At 54.4% G+C, this 20,866-nt stretch carries 20 protein-coding genes and 1 pseudogene; 8 read left to right on the forward strand and 13 right to left on the reverse strand.

Going from position 1 to position 20,866, the window contains the following annotated elements; translation table 11 throughout:
- Positions 1-50 precede the first annotated feature (50 nt).
- The 3 genes from icmF to AMM03_RS08150 all read right to left on the reverse strand — a co-directional run bounded on the left by icmF (position 51) and on the right by AMM03_RS08150 (position 4,345).
- Positions 51-3,344, reverse strand: coding sequence for a fused isobutyryl-CoA mutase/GTPase IcmF (icmF, locus tag AMM03_RS08140; RefSeq protein ID WP_090130244.1), 3,294 nt, complete (start codon positions 3,342-3,344; stop codon positions 51-53).
- Between the two features lie 108 nt (positions 3,345-3,452).
- The gene (locus AMM03_RS08145) at positions 3,453-3,923 is read right to left on the reverse strand and encodes a DUF6691 family protein (protein WP_090130800.1); all 471 of its coding nucleotides are present in this window, start codon (positions 3,921-3,923) and stop codon (positions 3,453-3,455) included.
- Between the two features lie 2 nt (positions 3,924-3,925).
- Positions 3,926-4,345, reverse strand: a complete 420-nt coding sequence (locus AMM03_RS08150; protein ID WP_090130246.1) for a YeeE/YedE family protein — start codon at positions 4,343-4,345, stop codon at positions 3,926-3,928.
- Positions 4,346-4,421: 76 nt separating this feature from the next.
- Here AMM03_RS08150 and AMM03_RS08155 point away from each other — a divergent pair, with 76 nt between their 5' ends.
- The 4 genes and pseudogenes from AMM03_RS08155 to AMM03_RS08165 all read left to right on the forward strand — a co-directional run bounded on the left by AMM03_RS08155 (position 4,422) and on the right by AMM03_RS08165 (position 6,664).
- Complete coding sequence (locus AMM03_RS08155) at positions 4,422-4,667, forward strand: metal-sensing transcriptional repressor (RefSeq protein ID WP_090130248.1); 246 nt, start codon at positions 4,422-4,424, stop codon at positions 4,665-4,667.
- 8 nt (positions 4,668-4,675) lie between these two features.
- Positions 4,676-5,203, forward strand: a pseudogene (locus tag AMM03_RS14275) (MBL fold metallo-hydrolase); the annotation flags it as partial.
- Positions 5,204-5,377: 174 nt separating this feature from the next.
- On the forward strand, positions 5,378-5,827 hold the full coding sequence (locus tag AMM03_RS14280; RefSeq protein WP_228764635.1) for a rhodanese-like domain-containing protein: 450 nt from the start codon (positions 5,378-5,380) through the stop codon (positions 5,825-5,827).
- 72 nt (positions 5,828-5,899) lie between these two features.
- The gene (locus AMM03_RS08165; RefSeq protein ID WP_090130252.1) at positions 5,900-6,664 is read left to right on the forward strand and encodes a type III pantothenate kinase; all 765 of its coding nucleotides are present in this window, start codon (positions 5,900-5,902) and stop codon (positions 6,662-6,664) included.
- Positions 6,665-6,735: 71 nt separating this feature from the next.
- On the opposite strand, the gene AMM03_RS08170 is transcribed toward AMM03_RS08165, so the two are convergent.
- Positions 6,736-7,401: a TetR/AcrR family transcriptional regulator gene (locus AMM03_RS08170; RefSeq protein ID WP_090130253.1), complete on the reverse strand. Its 666-nt coding sequence runs from the start codon at positions 7,399-7,401 to the stop codon at positions 6,736-6,738.
- A 9-nt stretch (positions 7,402-7,410) separates the two neighbouring features.
- Positions 7,411-7,899 (reverse strand): phasin family protein, encoded by a 489-nt coding sequence (locus tag AMM03_RS08175; RefSeq protein ID WP_090130255.1) that lies wholly within the window; start codon positions 7,897-7,899, stop codon positions 7,411-7,413.
- Between the two features lie 101 nt (positions 7,900-8,000).
- Here AMM03_RS08175 and rfbB point away from each other — a divergent pair, with 101 nt between their 5' ends.
- The 4 genes from rfbB (at position 8,001) to slmA (ending at position 11,618) form a co-directional block, all read left to right on the forward strand.
- A complete protein-coding gene (gene rfbB / locus AMM03_RS08180) occupies positions 8,001-9,062 on the forward strand; it encodes a dTDP-glucose 4,6-dehydratase (RefSeq protein ID WP_090130256.1) in 1,062 nt (353 codons plus the stop codon).
- 7 nt (positions 9,063-9,069) lie between these two features.
- A complete protein-coding gene (gene rfbD / locus AMM03_RS08185; protein WP_090130258.1) occupies positions 9,070-9,951 on the forward strand; it encodes a dTDP-4-dehydrorhamnose reductase in 882 nt (293 codons plus the stop codon).
- Positions 9,952-10,065: 114 nt separating this feature from the next.
- Positions 10,066-10,965 carry an acetylglutamate kinase gene (argB, locus tag AMM03_RS08190; protein ID WP_090130260.1) on the forward strand — a complete coding sequence of 300 codons (900 nt, stop codon included), beginning with the start codon at positions 10,066-10,068 and terminating at the stop codon, positions 10,963-10,965.
- A gap of 14 nt (positions 10,966-10,979) precedes the next feature.
- Positions 10,980-11,618, forward strand: a complete 639-nt coding sequence (slmA, locus tag AMM03_RS08195) for a nucleoid occlusion factor SlmA (RefSeq protein WP_090130262.1) — start codon at positions 10,980-10,982, stop codon at positions 11,616-11,618.
- Between the two features lie 62 nt (positions 11,619-11,680).
- Here the strand turns inward: slmA and manD are convergent, their stop codons facing one another.
- The 8 genes from manD to AMM03_RS08235 all read right to left on the reverse strand — a co-directional run bounded on the left by manD (position 11,681) and on the right by AMM03_RS08235 (position 20,783).
- Positions 11,681-12,892, reverse strand: coding sequence for a D-mannonate dehydratase ManD (manD, locus tag AMM03_RS08200; RefSeq protein ID WP_090130264.1), 1,212 nt, complete (start codon positions 12,890-12,892; stop codon positions 11,681-11,683).
- A gap of 23 nt (positions 12,893-12,915) precedes the next feature.
- On the reverse strand, positions 12,916-14,328 hold the full coding sequence (locus AMM03_RS08205) for a mannitol dehydrogenase family protein (RefSeq protein WP_090130265.1): 1,413 nt from the start codon (positions 14,326-14,328) through the stop codon (positions 12,916-12,918).
- Complete coding sequence (locus tag AMM03_RS08210) at positions 14,321-15,379, reverse strand: malate/lactate/ureidoglycolate dehydrogenase (protein ID WP_090130267.1); 1,059 nt, start codon at positions 15,377-15,379, stop codon at positions 14,321-14,323. The genes AMM03_RS08205 and AMM03_RS08210 overlap by 8 nt, the downstream gene beginning before the upstream one ends.
- A 15-nt stretch (positions 15,380-15,394) precedes the next feature.
- On the reverse strand, positions 15,395-16,921 hold the full coding sequence (locus AMM03_RS08215) for a UxaA family hydrolase (RefSeq protein ID WP_090130269.1): 1,527 nt from the start codon (positions 16,919-16,921) through the stop codon (positions 15,395-15,397).
- 9 nt (positions 16,922-16,930) lie between these two features.
- Complete coding sequence (locus AMM03_RS08220) at positions 16,931-18,325, reverse strand: TRAP transporter large permease (RefSeq protein WP_090130271.1); 1,395 nt, start codon at positions 18,323-18,325, stop codon at positions 16,931-16,933.
- A gap of 30 nt (positions 18,326-18,355) precedes the next feature.
- Entirely contained in the window at positions 18,356-18,931 is a 576-nt protein-coding gene (locus tag AMM03_RS08225; RefSeq protein WP_090130273.1) for a TRAP transporter small permease, read from the reverse strand.
- 90 nt (positions 18,932-19,021) lie between these two features.
- The gene (locus AMM03_RS08230; RefSeq protein ID WP_090130275.1) at positions 19,022-20,020 is read right to left on the reverse strand and encodes a sialic acid TRAP transporter substrate-binding protein SiaP; all 999 of its coding nucleotides are present in this window, start codon (positions 20,018-20,020) and stop codon (positions 19,022-19,024) included.
- 46 nt (positions 20,021-20,066) lie between these two features.
- On the reverse strand, positions 20,067-20,783 hold the full coding sequence (locus tag AMM03_RS08235) for a FadR/GntR family transcriptional regulator (protein ID WP_228764612.1): 717 nt from the start codon (positions 20,781-20,783) through the stop codon (positions 20,067-20,069).
- Between the last annotated feature and the right edge of the window lie 83 nt (positions 20,784-20,866).

Below are 20,866 nucleotides of genomic sequence, written 5' to 3' on the forward strand. Positions count from 1 at the left end.
AGCAGGGCTTTCACCCTGCTGCGTTCACTTTCAAGATGCATTCATACGAATTACATGTTTCTGCGGTATTGACCGCCCACCTCAAAGAGGGCGTTGGTAATTTGACCCAATGAGCAAACACGCACGGCATCCATCAAGACTTCAAACACGTTGTCGTTGTGAATCACAGCCTGTTGCAAACGGGCCAACATGGCAGGCGATTCTTTGGCGTGTTTGGCGTGGAAGGCATGCAAACGATCGAGTTGAGATTTCTTCTCGTCGTCTGTAGAGCGGGCCAGTTCCAGCTTCTCGAGCACTTCGTCGCCTTTTGGGTTGCGGAAGGTGTTGACGCCAATGATGGGGTACTCGCCGGTGTGCTTGAGCATCTCGTAGTGCATCGATTCGTCTTGAATCTTGCCGCGCTGATAGCCGGTTTCCATGGCACCCAACACACCGCCGCGGTCTGCAATTTTTTCAAACTCAGTGAGCACGGCTTCTTCCACCAACTCGGTGAGCTCTTCAATGATGAAGGCGCCTTGGTTGGGGTTTTCGTTTTTGGCCAAGCCCCACTCGCGGTTGATGATGAGCTGAATGGCCATGGCACGTCGCACGCTGTCTTCGGTGGGCGTGGTGATGGCTTCGTCAAACGCATTGGTGTGCAGTGAGTTGCAATTGTCGTAAATGGCAATCAGCGCTTGCAATGTGGTGCGAATGTCGTTGAACTGAATCTCTTGCGCGTGCAGTGAACGGCCTGAGGTTTGAATGTGGTACTTCAACTTCTGGCTGCGCTCGTTGGCGCCGTACTTGTTCTTCATGGCCACAGCCCAGATGCGGCGCGCCACGCGGCCCAGCACGGTGTACTCGGGGTCCATGCCGTTGCTGAAGAAGAAGCTGAGGTTGGGCGCAAAGTCATCGATGTGCATGCCACGCGCCAAGTAGGCTTCTACAAACGTAAAGCCATTGGACAGCGTGAAGGCCAACTGACTGATGGGGTTGGCACCCGCTTCAGCAATGTGATAACCGCTAATCGACACGGAGTAAAAGTTGCGCACGTCGTTGTGAACAAAGTACTGCGCAATGTCGCCCATCACCTTCAGGCTGAACTCCGTGCTGAAGATGCAAGTGTTTTGGCCTTGGTCTTCTTTCAAGATGTCGGCTTGCACGGTACCGCGCACATTGGCCAACACCCATTCGCGAATTTTGGCAGCTTCGGTGTCGGTGGGGTCGCGGCCGTTGTCGGCTTTGAATTTTTCCAAGTTTTGATCGATGGCGGTGTTCATGAACATGGCCAAGATAGAAGGCGCTGGACCGTTGATGGTCATGGACACGCTGGTGCTGGGGTTGCACAAGTCAAAGCCGCCGTACAGCACCTTCATGTCGTCCAGCGTGGCAATGCTCACGCCTGAGTTGCCCACTTTGCCGTAGATGTCGGGACGCGGATCGGGGTCGTTGCCGTACAAAGTGACGGAGTCAAAGGCGGTGGACAAACGCTTGGCAGGCATGCCTTCGCTCAAGAGCTTGAAGCGTGTGTTGGTGCGGAAGGCATCGCCTTCACCCGCAAACATGCGCGTGGGGTCTTCGCCTTCGCGTTTGAAAGCAAAGGTGCCGGCGGTATAAGGAAAGCTGCCAGGCACGTTGTCCAACATCAACCATTTCAAAATTTCGCCGTGGTCTTCGTACGTTGGCAAAGACACTTTGCGAATGGTGGTGCCCGACAAGGTTTTAGACGTGAGTGCCGTGCGAATTTCTTTGTCGCGAATTTTGACCACGTACTCGTCGCCGGCGTAGGCTTGTTGCATTTCTGGCCATTGGGCCAAGAGTTTTTTAGCACCGGGGTCCTGCGTTTCTTCACGCCGTGCAGCCAAGTCGATGGCGGCTTCGGAGGCTTTAGCCCGACCGGGTTTGTCCACTTCCAACATGACAGCGGCTGCGCGCAGTTGTTGAATTTCACGTGCCAGTTTGGCTTGGGCTCGGGCTTGTTTTTTGTAGCCGCGAACCGTATCAGTAATTTCAGCCAAATAGCGGGTGCGTGCGGCAGGCACAACAGGTGTTTGGTTGGTGCTGTGCCTCACATCCACTGCGGGCAACAAGCCCTCTTTCAACTTCAAACCAAGCTCGCCCAAACGCACTTTGAGCGCTTGGTACAAAGCTGTCACGCCATCGTCGTTGAAGCGCGCAGCCATGGTGCCAAACACGGGCATCTGTTCGGTGGGCACGGTCCAAGCTTCTTTGTTGCGTTGAACTTGTTTGGCCACATCGCGCAGCGCATCGCTGGCGCCTTTGCGGTCAAACTTGTTGATGGCCACAAACTCGGCAAAGTCGAGCATGTCGATTTTTTCCAATTGGCTGGCTGCGCCAAACTCGGGCGTCATGACATACATCGGCACATCTACGTGCGGCACGATGGCGGCATCGCCCTGGCCAATGCCAGAGGTCTCAACCACGACAACATCAAAGCCTGCCACCTTGCAAGCGGCCACCACGTCGGGCAAAGCCGCAGAAATTTCGCTGCCAAAATCGCGAGTGGCCAAGCTGCGCATGAATACGCGCGCGCCATTGCGCCAAGGGTTGATGGCATTCATGCGAATGCGGTCGCCTAGCAAAGCGCCACCGCTCTTGCGACGCGAAGGATCGATCGACACCACGGCAATGCGCAAGTCGTCGCCTTGGTCCAAGCGCAAACGGCGAATCAGTTCATCAGTGAGTGAAGATTTTCCCGCGCCACCTGTGCCGGTAATGCCCAACACGGGCACTTTGTGCTTGGCGGCTTCGGTGCGCAATGCGGCCACCATGTCAGCGGATGCGTTGCCGTTTTCCAAAACCGTGATGAGTTGTGACAACGAACGCCAGTTGGCCTCTGTGCCGCCTTGAATGGCTTTCAAATCTTTGGGGGCGTAAGCGCTGATGTCTTTGTCGCAGCGCATCACCATCTCGCCAATCATGCCAGCCAAGCCCATGCGCTGACCGTCTTCTGGCGAGTAAATGCGGCCCACGCCATAGGCATGCAACTCGCGAATTTCGGCCGGAACAATCACGCCGCCGCCGCCGCCAAACACTTGAATGTGTTCGCCGCCGCGTTGACGCAATAAGTCGACCATGTATTTGAAATACTCTACGTGGCCGCCTTGGTAGGAGCTGATGGCAATGCCTTGAGCGTCTTCTTGCAAAGCCGCAGTCACCACTTCATCGACCGAACGGTTATGGCCCAAGTGAATCACTTCTGCGCCCATGCTTTGCAAGATGCGGCGCATGATGTTGATGGCGGCGTCGTGGCCGTCGAACAAACTGGCGGCCGTCACAAAGCGTACTTTGTGCGTGGGGCGGTATTCGGCGAGGGCTTTGAATTCGGCAGACAAGTCGGTCATGGCAGTGTTCCGGTGAGGGATAAAGAGGGTCGCAAAGAGGGCCTCAAAAAAGGCCTCAATAAGTCCACAAAGTGAAGCGCCTCAGTCTAATTGACGTTGACGTAAACGTCAACTTCCAATTTGAGCCTTTTTGCTTAAAAAAGACTTACAAATCAACATGCCCACCAGCATGGCCCCCGTAAAAATGAGGGCGTCTGTGCTTAGCAAAGCAGAAGCCAAAGCAGGCCCTGGGCAGTAGCCGGCCAAACCCCAACCGGCGCCAAACAGCACAGCGCCGCCCACCAGAGGCAGGTCAATTTGACTGATTAAAGGGGTATGAAATTGTGGCGCCAACAGCGGTTTGCTGGCGATGCGATGCGTCCAAGCAAAGGCCAGCAGGGTGACGCAAACCGCGCCGCCCATGACAAAGGCCAGCGTAGGATCCCAAAGACCCGGAAAAGGACCTTTGGTGACGGCAGTGATGTCCAAGAAGCCCATCACCTTGAGAGGCTGGGTCATGCCTGAAAGCACCAAGCCAGCCGCAAAAACAAGCCCTGCCGTAAAAGAGAGACCCAGTCGGCCTGCTTGAGGTTCGTTCATGCTCATGCAGCACCTCGCATCAACGTGACTGTGGCCATGCCCGCAGCCATGAAAGTCAAGACTGCCACCAAAGAGCGCAAGGAAAGGCGACCCAGACCGCAAACGCCATGGCCGCTGGTGCAACCGCTGCCCCAAACCGTGCCGACGCCCACCAAAAGTCCAGCAGGAATCAGCAGGGCCAAGGGCCGCTCAGGTAAAGCTGGATTCTCTAAGGCCTGGCCCAATAAAGTGCCGCCCACGATCAAACCGGCTATAAAGGCCCAGCGCCAGTTGTCGGGAAGCAAGGGGGCTGACAGGGCTTCAGAAGTGATGCTGCTAACCCCCGCAATTCGGCCTAAGCCCCACCAAAGTAGCCAACTGGCGATACCAATCAGCACGCCGCCTATGGCGGCGATCAAATAAGGGTGCAAAACATCCAACATGTCGATAGGTTCCAGAATATTGTTTTGAAAAGGTGGCAAAACTTATCATAATTTGAGATTCTTCTGAAAGAACACCATGAGCCGTATTGCCGATCCAGAAAAAAAGAAAGCCTTGTGCGCACGCCTAGCCCGAATTGAAGGCCAATTGCGTGGCTTGCAAAAACTCATCGAAACAGATTCTGATTGTGAAAAAATTGCCCAGCAAATGGCAGCTTCTCGCAAAGCGCTCGACAAAGCGTTTTTCTCCATGGTCGGTTGCATGATTGAGCAGGGCGATCAATCTGCGGAGCATGTGGCAGAAATGTTGACCAAGTTTGCTTGACCCAATTCATGAGTACTTCAACACCCCAAGTGCATCAGCTGTTTGACGCAGCTTCCAGCACCTATACCTATCTGGTCTTCGACCCCACCACCTTGGACGCGGTCATCATTGACCCGGTTGTAGAGCAGCTAGAGCGAGACCAAACCGTGATTCAGGCCAAAGGCTTGAAGCTGTGCTGGGCGCTAGAAACGCATGCCCACGCCGATCACATTACCAGCGCAGGTTTGTTGGCCGAGCACTTTGGCGTGAAAACTGCGGCCCCTGAAGGCTGTCACATTGGCACTGCTGCGGTTCAATTGGTAGATGGGCAGATGATGCCCTTTGGCAGTTTTGCTTTGAAGGCATTGCACACACCTGGCCACACCGCTGGCAGCATGTGTTTTTACCTGTCGACCCCAGAGGCCTCGCACGTCTTCACGGGCGATACCCTGCTGATCAATGGCTGTGGCCGCACCGATTTTCAATCGGGCAGTGCAGAGGCCATGTACCACAGCCTGACCGAAATTTTGTACAAGCTGCCCGAGCACACCACCGTGTGGCCAGGCCATGACTACCATGGCCGCACGCACTCGAGTATCAGTCACGAGATGCAATTCAACATTCGGACCGCAGGGCAAAACTTAGAGCAATTTAAAACCACCATGGACAATTTGAATTTGCCAAAGCCCAAAAGAATCGATGAGGCCGTGCCTGCCAATTTAACTTCAGGCATGCGGCACGATGCAGGGGGTGAGGCCACGCGTGCCAATCTTTACAGCGTGCAAAAGGCAGCCAACTACGCAGGCGATGTTTCTCCTGAGCTGGCTTGGCAGTGGGTCCAAACTGGGCAAGCCATTTTGGTCGATGTGCGTTCAGATGCAGAACGGGCTTGGGTTGGTTTTGTGCCGGATGCCAAAGCACTTGCCTGGAAGCAATGGCCCGCCATGGAAGTCAACCCAGTGTTTGATGTCGAAATTCAGGCGCTGGCCAAAGACGGCCAAAAAGTGGTCTTGCTTTGCAGAAGTGGTGTCAGGTCTATTGCCGCTGCTCAAAGGGCAACCCAATTGGGCGTACAGGCCTACAACATCCTAGAAGGTTTTGAGGGCGATCCAGATGCCCACGCCCACAGGGGTTTGTTGGGTGGCTGGCGCAAACGCGGCTTGCCTTGGCGACAGAATTGAAAATCTCGCAGACTCGGTTGAATTCACAGCGCGGTTGGCTCTAAACGCCCTAAATATCTTTATCATCCGCGTATGACATTTTTGGCCATCGACGTCGGTAACACCCGCTTGAAGTGGGCGCTATACGATCGGCCCCACACCCAAGCCAATGTCTTGGCGCAGGGTGCCGAATTTTTAGAAAACATCGAAACCTTGGCCGATGGGCCCTGGGCCAATTTGTCTGCGCCCGCTCGCATGTTGGGTTGCGTGGTGGCCGGCGACGCCGTCAAGCGGCGCGTCCAAGAACAAATGGAAATCTGGGATGTGACGCCCCAATGGGTGGTGTCGTCCACCGAAGAAGCGGGCGTGAGCAACGGCTACGATCACCCCACTCGGCTTGGCTCAGACCGTTGGGTGGCCATGGTCGGTGCGCGTCACCGCATGTTGGCGCGCGGCATTGAAAAACCTTTGGTCGTCGTCATGGTGGGCACGGCCGTCACGGTGGAAGCCATTGACCAGCATGGCAAATTTTTAGGCGGGCTGATCTTGCCAGGGCACGGCATCATGCTGCGGGCCTTGGAGTCGGGTACGGCCGGCCTGCATGTGCCAACCGGCGAAGTCAGACCCTTTCCCACCAACACCAGCGATGCCCTGACCAGTGGCGGTACTTACGCCATTGCTGGCGCTTGCGAGCGCATGGTGCAACATTTAAGAGACCACACCGGCATGGAGCCGCAGTGTGTGATGACGGGTGGTGCTGGCTGGAAAATGGCGCCCAGTATGGCCATTCAGTTTGAGTTGGTCGACAGCCTCATCTTTGATGGCCTGTTGAAACTAGCTCAAACCAGATTTGCTTAATTGAGACCAGGCGCTCAGCGCCTTGCCGCTTTGTAGTCACTCAGCGTTTGAATTTTTAATCGTTTGAACTTTTAAGTGTTGGCAGCTTCATAAGCCTGCGTCAACTGCATCAAATGCGCCCGCTCTGAGGCGTTTTCCAAATACGGTGCCAACAGTAGCAACACGTGCCTTGCCCCTCTAGCCAATGCATCGCTTGCGCTCTCGGGCTCCATGGCATGGCGGGGGTTGCGAACATATTCGTAACTGAGCCAATAAGTGACCACCACCGACATGCTGGCCGACAAGGTGCTGAAAGTATCGGGCTCGTTGCGAATATGGCCTTGCCTTGCCAAGGCCTGCAGCAATTGATTCAGGGATGCAGTTTTGACTTCCAAGATGTGTTTGAAATTGGTTTCCAAATGCCTGTTCTTGGACAGCAAATCGTTCAGGTCGCGGTACAAAAACCGGTGATCCCAAATGAGTTCAAACAAGGAGTGCAAAAAGAACCAGGCGTCTTCCACGTCTTTGACGTCTTGACTGGCGTCTAACAACTTCAGAATGTCTTCTTTGTAGTTGTCAAACAAGTGGCTGACCAATTGGTCTTTGGCCGGAAAGTGGTAGTACAAATTGCCAGGGCTGATGTTGAGCTCTGACGAAATCAGGGTGGTCGACACATTGGGCTCACCATAGCGGTTGAACAGGTCTAAAGAGACCGTGGCAATTCGCTCGGCGGTGCGGCGGGGGGCTTTTTTGGCCATGCAGGCGTCTTAAGTTGCAGACTTCTTAGATTTGAGGGGGGCTTTGCGTGCAGCTTTAGCGGGCGCAGATTTGTGCAGCGCGGCTTCGAGGGCGGCCACTCTGTCTTGTAAATCAGCCACTTCTTGGGCTGTTGGCAAGCCCAAACTTTTGAGTGCTCGCGCCACCCGGTCTTCAAAGAGGTGTTCCAATCGGTCGACCTTGGCACCCACAGGGGCTACCAAACCAGCGCCCAGTCCTTGCGTCAATTGATTGAAATGGGCGGCGGCTTCATTGATTTTTTCTTGGGCAGTGACTTGAGATTGGCGTTGAAAGGCCAGTCCTTTTTCAACCAATGACTCAAAGGCTTTGCTGCCTTGTTCGCGGGCCTGCGCTTGCGCTTGGGCCATGGCGCCGAGGCCGGCTAGCCAAATGTCTTTGGAGGCGGTGCTGTTGAAAGCGCCTTGCTTGTTTGAATCGCTTGCGCCTTTGGCGGTCTTTTTAGAGGCAGATGTGGCCATGGAAACTCCGTACTTCTTGGGGTGGATCCTAGAGTGATCAACTTTAACCGCAGTCGATCACCCTGCCAAGCTTATAAAATGTCGTTTTAGAAAGAATCAACATGACTGTGCTGATTACTGGCGGTGCAGGCTTCATCGGTGCCAACTTTGTGTTGGACTGGGTGGCCCACACGGCTGAAAAAATTGTGAACCTCGACAAGTTGACCTATGCCGGCAACTTGGAGTCATTGGCTTCACTGAACAACAATCCTCAGCATGTATTTGTTCAGGGCGACATTGGCGATTCTGAGTTGCTGCCCAAATTGTTGGCAGAGCACCAGCCCCGTGCCGTGTTGAACTTTGCGGCAGAAAGCCATGTTGACCGTTCCATTCATGGCCCCGGCGACTTCATTGAGACCAACATTGTGGGCACCTTCCGTTTGTTGGAATCGGTCCGCGGCTACTGGCAAAGTATGGGTGCCGATGGCCAGAGAAGCTTTCGCTTTTTGCATGTGTCCACCGATGAGGTGTACGGCAGCCTGACGCCCCAAGACCCCGCTTTCACAGAACAACACCAGTACGAGCCCAACAGCCCCTACAGCGCCAGTAAGGCGGCCAGCGATCACTTGGTGCGCGCATGGCACCATACCTATGGCCTGCCTGTGTTGACCACCAATTGCAGCAACAACTACGGCCCACTGCACTTTCCCGAGAAGCTCATTCCGCTCATGATTGTGAATGCCTTGGCTGGCAAGCCGCTGCCCGTGTATGGTGACGGCATGCAGGTGCGTGATTGGCTGTATGTCAAAGACCACTGCAGTGCCATTCGCCGAGTGCTAGAGGGCGGCCGTTTGGGCGAAACCTACAACGTGGGCGGCTGGAACGAGAAGCCCAACATCGAGATTGTCAATACAGTTTGCGCCTTGTTGGACGAATTGCGCCCCCGCTCAGACGGTCAAAGTTATGCCACTCAAATCACATACGTGAAAGATCGTCCTGGCCACGATCGGCGCTATGCCATCGATGCGCGCAAGCTAGAAAAAGAACTGGGTTGGAAGCCTGCAGAAACGTTTGAAACGGGTATTCGCAAAACAGTGGCTTGGTATTTGGATAACACAGAATGGGTGGCGCACGTGCAAAGTGGTGCCTACCGTGACTGGGTAACCAAGCAATACAAGGCCTAAGCCACCGATGAAAATTTTATTGCTCGGCAAGAATGGCCAAGTGGGTTGGGAGCTGCAGCGCAGCTTGGCGCCCTTGGGTGAAGTGCTGGCGCTGGACAGAAGCAGCACCACGCATTGCGGCGACCTGAGCAATTTGGAGGGCTTGGCCGAAACCGTTCGAGTTTTCAGACCGCAAGTGGTGGTCAATGCCGCAGCCTACACCGCAGTCGACAAAGCCGAGTCCGATTCAAGTACTGCGCATTTGGTCAATGCCTTGGCGCCCGAGGTTTTGTCTCGCGCTTGTGCTGCCCTGGATGCGTTGTTGGTTCACTATTCAACAGACTATGTGTTTGATGGCAGCGGCCAAAAGCCATGGCTTGAAACCGATGCCACAGGTCCCCTTAATGTGTACGGCCACAGCAAATTGGCGGGCGAGCAGGGCATTGCCAAGCAAGGCGCCAAGCACGTCATTTTTAGAACCAGTTGGGTGTATGGCACTGAAGGTGGCAACTTTGCCAAGACCATGTTGCGCTTGGCTCAAGAGCGCGACAAGATGGCCGTCATCAACGACCAATTCGGCGCACCCACGGGCGCCGCTTTGCTGGCCGACATCACGGCTATGTGTTTGCAACAGCCGCAAGCGCTGTCTGGCATCTATCACTTGGCCGCGGCGGGTGAAACCACGTGGCATGCGTATGCAGAATATGTCTTGCAAACTGCCAAGCGACTGAAGCCCGAAATGGCGTACAAAGTGAAAGAAGTGGCCGCTGTGCCGACTTCGGAGTTTCCGACGCCAGCGCAACGCCCCCTGAACTCCCGCCTCAATTGCAGCAAGCTGCAAAACGACCTTCAGTGTCAATTGCCAGACTGGCAAAAAGGCGTCGATGCCATGCTGTCAAAAATTTTGTGAACTTGTTCGCTTGAAGGGGCCCAAAAGCCTCAAAAGTGTTCACAATACGGCTCTGACAGCCCTCTATCACATGAGCAAGTACTGACTTGCATGTTTTTACTTTAAAGAACCATCATGACTGACAACGATTCTTTGGCCCACATTTCACCGCGCGACAAAGCAGAAATTTTGGCGCAGGCCTTGCCCTACATTCGCAAGTTCCACGGCAAGACCTTGGTCATCAAATACGGCGGCAATGCCATGACCGATCCCGCATTGCAGGCTGACTTTGCCGAAGACGTGGTGCTCTTGAAGTTGGTTGGCATGAACCCTGTGGTGGTGCACGGTGGCGGCCCGCAAATTGAAACGGCTTTGAACCGCTTGGGCAAAAAAGGCGAGTTCATTCAAGGCATGCGCGTGACCGATGCCGAAACCATGGAAGTGGTGGAATGGGTCTTGGCCGGTGAAGTACAGCAAGACATTGTGGGCTTGATCAATCAAGCGGGCGGCAAGGCCGTTGGTTTGACAGGTCGTGATGGCGGCATGATTCGCGCCAAAAAACTAAAGATGGTGGACAGCGCCGACCCCAGCAAAGAACACGATGTGGGCCAAGTGGGCGACATTGAATCGATTGACCCCAGCGTGGTCAAAGCTTTGCAAGACGACGCCTTCATTCCGGTTATCAGCCCCATTGGTTTTGGCGAGAACAACGAGAGCTACAACATCAATGCCGATGTGGTGGCCGGCAAGTTGGCCAGTGTCCTGAGAGCCGAAAAATTAGTCTTGCTGACCAATACCCCAGGTGTGTTGGACAAAGCGGGCAATTTATTGACCGACCTCAGCGCACGACGCATTGATGAGTTGTTTGCCGATGGCACCATTAGCGGCGGCATGTTGCCCAAAATCAGTGGCGCTTTAGATGCCGCAAAGAGTGGCGTGAATGCGGTGCACATCATCGATGGCCGCGTACCGCACGCCATGTTGTTAGAAATTTTGACCGATCAAGCCTTCGGCACCATGATTCGCAGCCACTGAGCAGGAACAGCACCATGACCACAGAGACAAGCCACGAAGACAACTTGCCCGACAACGAAGAGGCTGGCGCTGCCCCCACACGCAAGCGCCCCAAGCCCGGCGAGCGTCGCTTACAAATTTTGCAAACTTTGGCCGGCATGCTGGAGCAGCCTGGCGCCGAGCGCATCACCACGGCTGCTTTGTCATCCAAGTTGGGTGTGAGTGAAGCCGCTCTGTACCGCCACTTTGCCAGCAAGGCGCAAATGTTTGAAGGCCTGATCGATTTTGTCGAGCAGTCGGTGTTTGCGTTTGTGCGTCAAATTGCCGATCGCGAACCCGCAGGCCCTGCCCAAGTTGCTCGCACTGTGGCGCTTATTTTGCAATTTGCAGAGAAGAACCCGGGCATGGCGCGAGTGATGACAGGTGATGCTCTGGTGTTTGAAAACGAGCGTTTGCAAGAGCGTATGAATTTGTTGTTTGACAAACTCGAGAGCGCATTCAAACAGTCATTGCGCGAGGGCGGCCCTCAAAGCGACACGCCTACTGTGGATGCCCAAGTGACCGCTTCTTTGTTGGTGGCCTTCATGATGGGCCGCATGCAGCGTTTTGCACGCTCTGGCTTTAAGCGTTTGCCGTCTGAGAATTTGCAGGCTTCGTTGGCACGCATCTTGTAAACCCAAGCGATCAAGAAAAAAGGCACCGCAAGGTGCCTTTTTTGTGCCGGGCATTGTTTGAATTACCAACTCCATAAAGTGCCGTCGTGCTGTAAGCGGTTCACTGGCAAATAGGCGCGCTGGTATGGATACTTGGAGGCCAGTTTTTCATCAATGTCCACGCCGTGGCCAGGTGACTCCCCGCAATACAGCATGCCTTTTTCAAAGCGCCAATCGTGTGGAAAAACCGACAGCATTTCTTCGCTGTGCGCCATGTGTTCTTGAATGCCAAAGTTGGGCACCCACGTATCAAAATGCAATGCAGCCCCCATACAAACCGGCGACATGTCGGTAGCGCCGTGGCAACCAGTGCGCACTTGGTACAAGCTGGCCAAATTGGCAATGACGCGCAGATGCGTTATGCCGCCCGCGTGCGTCACAGTGGTGCGGATGTAATCAATCAGTTGTTGTTCGATCAAATCTTTGCAGTCCCACACCGTGTTGAAAATCTCGCCCACAGCCAAGGGGGTGGTGGTGTGATGACGAATGAGCTTGAAGGCTTCTTGGTTCTCGGCGGGCGTGGGGTCTTCTAACCAGAACAAGTGGAAGGGCTCCAGTTCTTTGCCCAAGCGACCCGCCTCAATGGGCGTGAGGCGGTGGTGTGCATCGTGCAATAAATGCGTATCGGGACCAACAGCTTCGCGCACCGCTTGAAACAAGCCAGGTGTGTGACGCAAATACTTTTCGGTGCTCCAGTCGTGCTCGCCTGGCAAGGGGCCGTCGGCAGGTTCGTACATGCGGCCATTGCCACTCACGCCATAAACTTTGTTCAGGCCCGGAATGCCGCTTTGCGCGCGAATGGCCAAGTAGCCCATCTCTTTGTGACGCAACACTTCGTCCACGGTTTCTGCCGTGTCGCGACCGGTGGCGTGGGCATATGACATGATGCCGGTACGACTTCGGCCGCCTAGCAATTGGTAAAGTGGTTGGCCTGCAATTTTGGCTTTGATGTCCCACAACGCGGTGTCTACTGCGGCGATGGCCGTCATCGTCACAGGGCCTCTGCGCCAGTACGCACCTTTGTAGAGGTACTGCCAGATGTCTTCAATTTGTTGTGGATCTCGGCCAATCAAACAAGGAATGACGTGTTCTTCCAAGTAACTGACCACCGACAATTCGCGGCCATTGAGGGTGGCATCGCCAATGCCAGTCAGGCCTTCATCGGTCTCAATTTTGAGCGTGACGAAATTGCGGCCAGGGCAGCAAACGATGATGCGGGCAGCGGTGATTTTCATGGTTTCGAGATTTAAAAATGTGCTTAAGCGTCTAAGGTGATGGCAAATTTCAAGGTTGCATCCACGCCTTGGTGAATCACTTGATCGTGCCAATACGCCACGCGTTCGGCCCACACTGTGTTGTGCGGCAACTCCGTGCCCCATAAATCTTCTCGGGACAACAAAGTTTTTAAACTACCTTCTACATCTGACACTTGGTTTTTGCCAAGGGCCAACAAGCTCTCTGCTTGCGGGTCGTTCAAGGTGTAGGCATGGCCTTGTTCATCGACTGCCAAGGTATAGCGCAGAAAGATGGCTGCAGCCAAAGCATGGTGCTCAAACGATTGCCCCTTGGCTATCTGACCCAAGATAGAAGGCGGCCAGCGCTGTGGTATTTTTTGGGAACTGTCAGTGGCAATTTGATGCACGCTGTGTTTCAAGTATGGATTGCCAAATCGTTGAATGAGTGCATCGCGGTAATTGGCCCAATCGGCACGGCTTAAATGCGGCGACACTTCGCGGCTCATGAGTCGGTAGACAAACTCACGGATGTGATCTGCCCCAATGCAGGTGGCAATGTACGGACGGCCCGTGATGGCGCCCATCAAGGCCATGGCAGAGTGGCTGCCATTGAGCATGCGCAACTTGGCTTCTTCGTAACTGTGCACATCGGGGGTGACGCGCACGCCGCATTTGGCCAGCAATGCGGCGTCGGCCGGGTCGACAAATTTGTCTTCAATGACCCATTCCCAAAATGTTTCGGTGCTCAGGGCGCAATCGTCTTCCAAACCTAGCGCAGCTTTGGCTGCATCGACCACTTCGGCAGTGGCTGCTGGCACGATGCGATCGACCATGCTGCATGGGAAGGCGCAATGAGCGTCCATCCACTGCATCAGCGATGCATCTTGCGCTGTGGCTGTGGCATGAATCAAGGCTTGTAGTTTGTGACCGTTGCCTTGTAGGTTGTCGCATGAAGCCACGGTGAGGCCTGCCAGGCCAGCCGCGTGGCGCAAACGCAAGCCGTCAATCAAGAGTTGCGCCAGCGCAGGCGTGTAGCCTTTTTCAGTGACGGTGAGGGTGATCCAACGCGTGCTTGGTGCCGCAATGGCATCCAAAACGCTGTGTCTTTCTGTGGTGGCCACGCTGGTTTGCCACAGTGCACCAGGCACTTGCCATTCAACACCTGTAGCACCTGCAATGCGCACCGAGTACAAACCGTCCTGCGCACGCAGTTTATTGACCAAGCCAGGTTGGGTCATACCGACGCCATGGATTCCCCAACGTGAATCGCCTTCACGCAGAAGTTGGTCGAACACCATGGCTTGGTGTGCGCGGTGAAACGCGCCTAAGCCCAAATGCAACACGCCTGTTTCTGTGGGCTTGGGTGTGTAGCCTGGTGTTTTGACCGACGCAGAAACTTGAGAGAGCGTGGTGCGCGAGAGCTTTTTTTCAGACATGTCGGCTTTTCAGTTTGGCTTCAGAGTTTTGAATCTCAGCCCAAGTGGCATCGTCAATCCAAATGCCGTTTTGCTCCCGATCAGCACGCGCTTTGCGTTCAGGCTCACCGGCCATCAGCACGCCATCGCTGCCCGGTGCATCGGGGCTTTGGCGCAGCCAATCTTCAAAGGCCAAGGCTTCTTTTTCAAAACTGTCTTGAGTACCTAAACGCACGGGGTCGATGATCATCGTCAGCATGCCGTTCAGCACAGCACGTTGGTCGTCAGCCTCACGGTGCCATGTGCCACTGCCCGTCAGGGCGCCACCCAACAATTCACAGGCCATGGCCATGCCAAAGCCTTTGTGCTCACCAAAGGTCATCAGCGCGCCAAAAAAGCCATTGGATTGCGGCACCACCACCACACCAGGGTTGTTGGTGGGGTGGCCTTTTTCGTCGATCAAATATCCGTCGGGTACGGTCTCGCCTTTGTTGTGCGCGACACGCATCTTGCCTTGCGCTACGCGGCTGGTGGCAAAGTCGAGCACGAAGGGTTTGCGGTTGCCCATGGGCACACCAATGCAGCAGGGGTTGGTGCCAAAGCGGCCATCGCCACCGCCAAAGGGTGCTACCACAGGGCGTGACAACACATTGACAAAATGCACAGACACCAAACCTTGCGCTACGGCCATTTCGGCAAAGTGACCAATGCGGCCTAGGTGATGCGATCGGCTAAGTGCCACTGTGCAGACGCCATATTGCTTGGCGCGTTCAATGCCCATTTGCATGGCTTGCACACCAGTGATTTGCCCATAACCGCGTTGACCATCTAGGTTCAAAAGTGGCCCTGTGTCGAGCACCACTTTGACGCCCGTGTTGGGGTTCAGGCCGCCTTCCAAAACGGCATCGACATAGCGCGGCACCATGCCCACACCATGCGAGTCGTGGCCACTCAAATTGGCCATGACCAAGTTGGCGGCTACCTGTTCGGCTTCAGTAGCTTGGCTGCCAGCCATTTGAATGATGCTGGCAATTTGTGATTGCAGTTGGGCTGCAGGAATGCATTGACTCATCGTATTTCTTTCAAATTACATGACTGCGCCGACTTGCCAAGGCACAAATTCGTTTTGACCATAGCCGTGCTTTTCGCTCTTGGTGGGCTCGCCCGATGCGGCCTTGAGGATCATTTCGAAGATGCGTTGTCCCATCTCGGCAATGCTGACCCCGTTGTCCACAATCTCACCGCAGTTGAGGTCCATGTCTTCTTCTTGTTTTTTCCACAAGGCCGAGTTGGTCGAAAATTTCAAACTGGGCGAGGGCGCGCAACCATAGGCACTGCCGCGGCCTGTAGTGAAGCAAATGAGGTTGGCACCACCCGCCACTTGGCCTGTGGCACTCACAGGGTCATAGCCTGGCGTGTCCATGTACACAAAGCCATGGGTGTTGACTGGCTCGGCGTACTCATACACCGCTTGCAAGTTGCTGGTGCCGCCTTTCGCCACAGCGCCCAATGACTTTTCTAAGATGGTGGTCAGGCCGCCAGCTTTGTTGCCCGGAGACGGGTTGTTGTTCATCTCGCCGCCATTGATCTCGGTGTATTGCTCCCACCAGTGAATGCGGTCAATCAGTTTTTGCGCCACTTCGGGCTTCACAGCGCGGCGTGTCAACAAGTGTTCGGCGCCATAAATTTCGGGCGTTTCACTCAAGATGGCTGTGCCGCCGTGTTGTACCAACAAATCAACAGCGGCGCCCAAAGCAGGGTTGGCGCTGATGCCTGAATAACCATCGGAGCCACCACATTGGAGGCCCACCGTAATGTGCTCTGCGCTGCAAGGCTCGCGCTTGACTTGATTGGCGCGTGGCAACATTTCTTCAATGAGTGCAATGCCTTTTTCAACCGTCAGGCGCGTGCCGCCGGTGTCTTGAATGTTGAACACCTTGAGGGTGTCGCCTTCGCGCAAACTGCTGTGAGCCAGCCAAGTGTTGAGTTGATTGGTTTCGCAACCCAAACCCACCACCACCACACCCCAGAAGTTGGCATGGGTGGCATAACCTGCCAGCGTGCGCTCTAGCAACTTCATGCCTAAGCCTTCGGTGTCCATGCCACAACCTGTGCCGTGGGTCAGTGCAACGACGCCATCGACATTGGGGAAGTTAGCAAGCGCTGCAGGGTTGTTGCGTTTGGAAAAATGATCGGCAATGGCGCGTGCAGCCGTGGCCGAGCAGTTGACGCTAGACAACACACCAATGTAGTTGCGCGTGGCCACACGGCCATCAGAGCGCTTGATGCCCATGAAGGTGGCTTGCTTGCGCGGTGCTTCGGGTTTGACATCTTGGCCAATGGCGTAGTCGCGCGCAAAGTTGCCTTTCTCGGGGCCCATATTGAGGTTGTGCGTGTGCACGTGTTCGCCCGGTTGAATGGCGGCGCTGGCAAAGCCAATGATCTGGTTGTAACGGCGCACAGGATCACCCGCTTGAATGGCACGCGTTGCCACTTTGTGACCAGGCGGCACCAAGCCGCGCACGGCAACGCCGTCAACGGTGGTACCACTCATCAGTTGGGCACGCGCAATGACCACGTCATCGGCGGGGTGGAGGCGAATAAAAAGACTCATGATTTGGACTCAATAAAATTGTTTAGGCAACCACAGCACAAGGCCAGGGAAATAAGTGATGACGGCCAAACTGCCCAGCAAAGGGAAGAGCCAAGGCAGGATGGCGGCCGTGGTTCTTTCTACGCTTAGCTTGGCGACACGGGCCAACACAAACAAGACCATGCCCATGGGCGGGTGCAGTAAACCAATCATGAGGTTGAGCACCATGACCAAACCAAAGTGAACCAAATCAATGCCCAGCTTTTGGCAAATGGGAACCAGAATGGGAACCAAGATGGTGATGGCCGCTGTGGGTTCTAAGAAGCAACCCACAAACAACATGAGCAAATTGGCCAACAGCAAAAACTTCCAGGGATCTTGCGTGAAACCCAAGACCCAATCGCTGATGGCGGCTGTGACGCCGGTGGCTGTGAGCATCCAACCAAAGATACTGGCAGCCGCCACAATGAACATGACTGTGGCGGTTGTCTCCACAGTGTCCAAGCAAATCTTCACAAACATTTTGGGGTTCAGGGTGCGGTACCAGAAGAAGCCCAAAATGATGGCCCAGATACACGCTGCAATAGCGCCTTCGGTGGGGGTAAACACACCGGTGGTCATGCCGCCGATGAGCAACACGGGGGTCATGATGGGCAGTACCGCTTGAAACTTGAACAGTTTGTCGGCGATGAACAAAAATCCCAAGGCAATGAAAACGGTCAATTGGGGAGGTGTTTCAAAGACTGTGACCAAACCCCATATACCCAAGGGCCAGCCAACGACAACGGCTGTTTCTGCCAAAGCTTTGATGACGCGAGGCCATTCAAATTTAACGTCTGAACCCCAATTGTTTTTGTGCGCAAAATAGGCCACTGTGACCATCATGAGCAGTGCCATCATGACGCCAGGCAAGATACCTGCCAAAAACAGCGAGCCCACCGAGACGTTGGCCATCATGCCGTAAATCACAAAGGGTAAGCTGGGTGGGATGATGGGGCCCAGCGTGGCAGATGCTGCTGTAACGCCCACCGCAAACTCAGTGCTGTAACCATGATCTTTCATGGCCTTGATTTCAATGGTACCTAAGCCTGCAGCATCGGCAATGGCGGTGCCACTCATGCCCGCAAAGACCACAGAACCCACCACATTGACGTGGCCCAAACCGCCTTTCATCCAACCCACCAAAGCCAAGGCGTAGTTGTAAATGCGGTTGGTAATGCCAGCATTGTTCATCAGGTTGCCGGCCAAAATAAAGAAGGGCACGGCCAGCAACGGAAAGCTGTCAATGCCCGACACCATGCGGTGAATGACCACAAACGGGGGCGAGCTTTGGGTCCAGAACAAGTAGATGAGCGAGGCGCCTGCCATAGCAATGGCAACCGGAATGCCACCACTCATGAGCAACAAGAACAAAATTTTTAACATCAGATTTCTTTCAGATCTTGTAGGGTGGGCTTAACGGTCTGTCATTTCAGATTCGGGGCGCTGCAATACGGTGTAGCCGCGTTGCCAATGGATTTTCATGACCCAAATGGCCCGCAGGCACATGGCGGCAAAGCCAGCCAGCACCACGCCGTAGACCAAGTTCATGGGCAAGTCGACGATGGTCATTTTGTAATTGCCCAGTTTCTCCATCATTTGATAAGTTAGAAAGGTGGCTGCCCCAAAGAAGCCTACGCGCATGATGTCCACCAAGGTGTTCATGAATTTGGACAGCCATTGCGGCATGAATTTGTAAAAGAAATCGACTTGAATGTGGTTGTTTTTGGCCACGCCAATGGTGGCGCCTGTGAAGACAACAGCAATCAAAAGATAGCGCGCAATTTCTTCCGTCCATGAGGCCGAGTTGTTGAGCACATAGCGTGTGAAGAACTGATAGAAAACGGTGGCACCCAAAACCCAAAAAAAGCCTAAGGCTACCCAAGCTTCGATGGGTGTGCCAGACAAATCAACTTCTTCGTCGGTGGCGTGAAACTGGCCATCGTCGCCCATGACTTTGGGCATGGCGTCGAGGTCGGGTAAATTGCTCATGTGAAATTCCTAGTCAAACAAAACACAGGTTGAGCGCAATGCCCAACCTGTGTGGGGTGTGCCTGTGGCACACCAGCATCTCTGATGCGATTACTTGGCCGCTTGAATCTTGTCGAAGTCAGCCTTGGTAAAGCCCATGGACTCAAGTGGCTTGTTTTTCAAGACAGCGTCTTGGAAAGACTTGCGATCGACTTGCACAATTTGCAAACCTTTTTTCTTGAACTCGTCGACCAACTCGGCTTCACGCGCTTTGATTTTGGCGGTGGCGCGAACAGCTGCCTCTTGGGTCACGTCTGTGAAGATTTTCTTTTCGGCATCAGACAGTTTGTTCCAAACGTGAGGGGCAATTTGCGTGGTCAAGCCGTCCACGATGTGACCGGTCAGCATGATGGCCTTTTGCACTTCAAAGAACTTCTTGGCTTCGATGGTGGTCAAAGGATTTTCTTGGGCTTCGACAGTGCCGTTTTGCAGCGCCAAATAAACTTCGGCAAAAGCAATCGGTGTGGGGTTGGCGCCGCAAGCCTCGGGCGTAGCGCGGTAGGCAGGAACGTCAGGCACGCGAATCTTGATGCCCTTCATGCCAGCGCAGTTGGTGAAGGCTTTTTGGGCCGTGGTGTGGCGCGCACCGTAGTAGGTGTAGGCCGTCACTTGAATGCCGGTTTTAGCGCGGAATTCATTGACCATTTCGGCAAACACGGGGCTCTTGGAGTAAGCAATGAGGTGGTCGCCATCGCGGAAGATGAAGGGGTAGTAAGCAATGCCAAAACGGGGGTAGGCACGTGCTGCAAAGGAGGGACCGCTGATGATCATGTCAACGGTACCCAATGTCAGACCTTGATTGATGTCGGTCTCTTTGCCCAGTGTGGAAGCTGGAAAGACTTGAATGTCGAACTTGCCGTTGGTGCGTTTTTTAATTTCTTCACCAGCCCAAACCGACTCGGTGTGATAAGGCTCTGAGGTTTCGTAAACGTGGGCCCACTTGAGCTTGGTTTGCGCTTGGGCCATGGTGCTGCCCAAAGCAGCGACCAAGCCAATGGCCAGCATGCTGGCACTGGCCAAGGCTTTCAGAGTGTTGCGTTTTGTTTTCATGATGTCTCCTGTTGAGGTGTTGAAATGAGAAGGTGCTGGCGAAAAACTAATGACGAGAGGGTGCGCTTCGCCAGCTAGCGCTGAATCGTTTGTGAGCTTGGTTCAAATGTTTTTGCATGGTTTTGCGTGCACGTTGTGGGTCGCGCGCTTCGATGGCATCCAAAACTTCTTGATGCTCTGCAATGGCGGTGGCCCAAGAAGCGGGGGACTCAAAGTAATCACCCAAACGTTCGAACAAAGGGCCATTTCTGGCTTCTAAATAAAGCTCGAGGGTGTCGTGCATGACGCTGTTGGCGCAGGCATTGGCAATGGCCATGTGAAATGCAATGTCGCTGTCGCGGGGAATGCGGCCTGCTTTGGCATCTTTTTGCATGGCCTTGAGTGCCGTGTTCATGGCCTTCAAATCCTGGGCATCCGCATAATCTGCGGCCAGTGCGGCCATTTCTGCTTCGATCAATGATCGGGCGCGCATGACTTCTAAGGGGCCCCATTCGGCTGGCGTATTGAGGGCACTTTTTTTGGTGGTTTTTTGCTTGCCCAGGCTTTTGACATAAATGCCCGAGCCTGTGCGGACTTCAATGACCCCTTCAACTTCCAAAGCAATGAGCGCTTCTCGAACAGAAGGGCGGCTGAATCCCAGTTGCAATGCCAAGTCGCGCTCGGCGGGCAAGCGCGAGCCCACGGCAAACTCACCCGAGGAAATCAATCCTTGAATTTGTTTGGCGATTTGGCGGTACAGCCTTTGGGGTTCTATAGTTTTCAAAGCTCAGGGAATACGCGAAGTGGACAATTGGTCAGACCAGTTGCACAATCTTCACATGGAACCTAAGCGAGGGTCAAGCCAGT

This window comes from Limnohabitans sp. Rim11, assembly GCF_001269365.1.
Lineage (GTDB): Bacteria > Pseudomonadota > Gammaproteobacteria > Burkholderiales > Burkholderiaceae_C > Limnohabitans_A.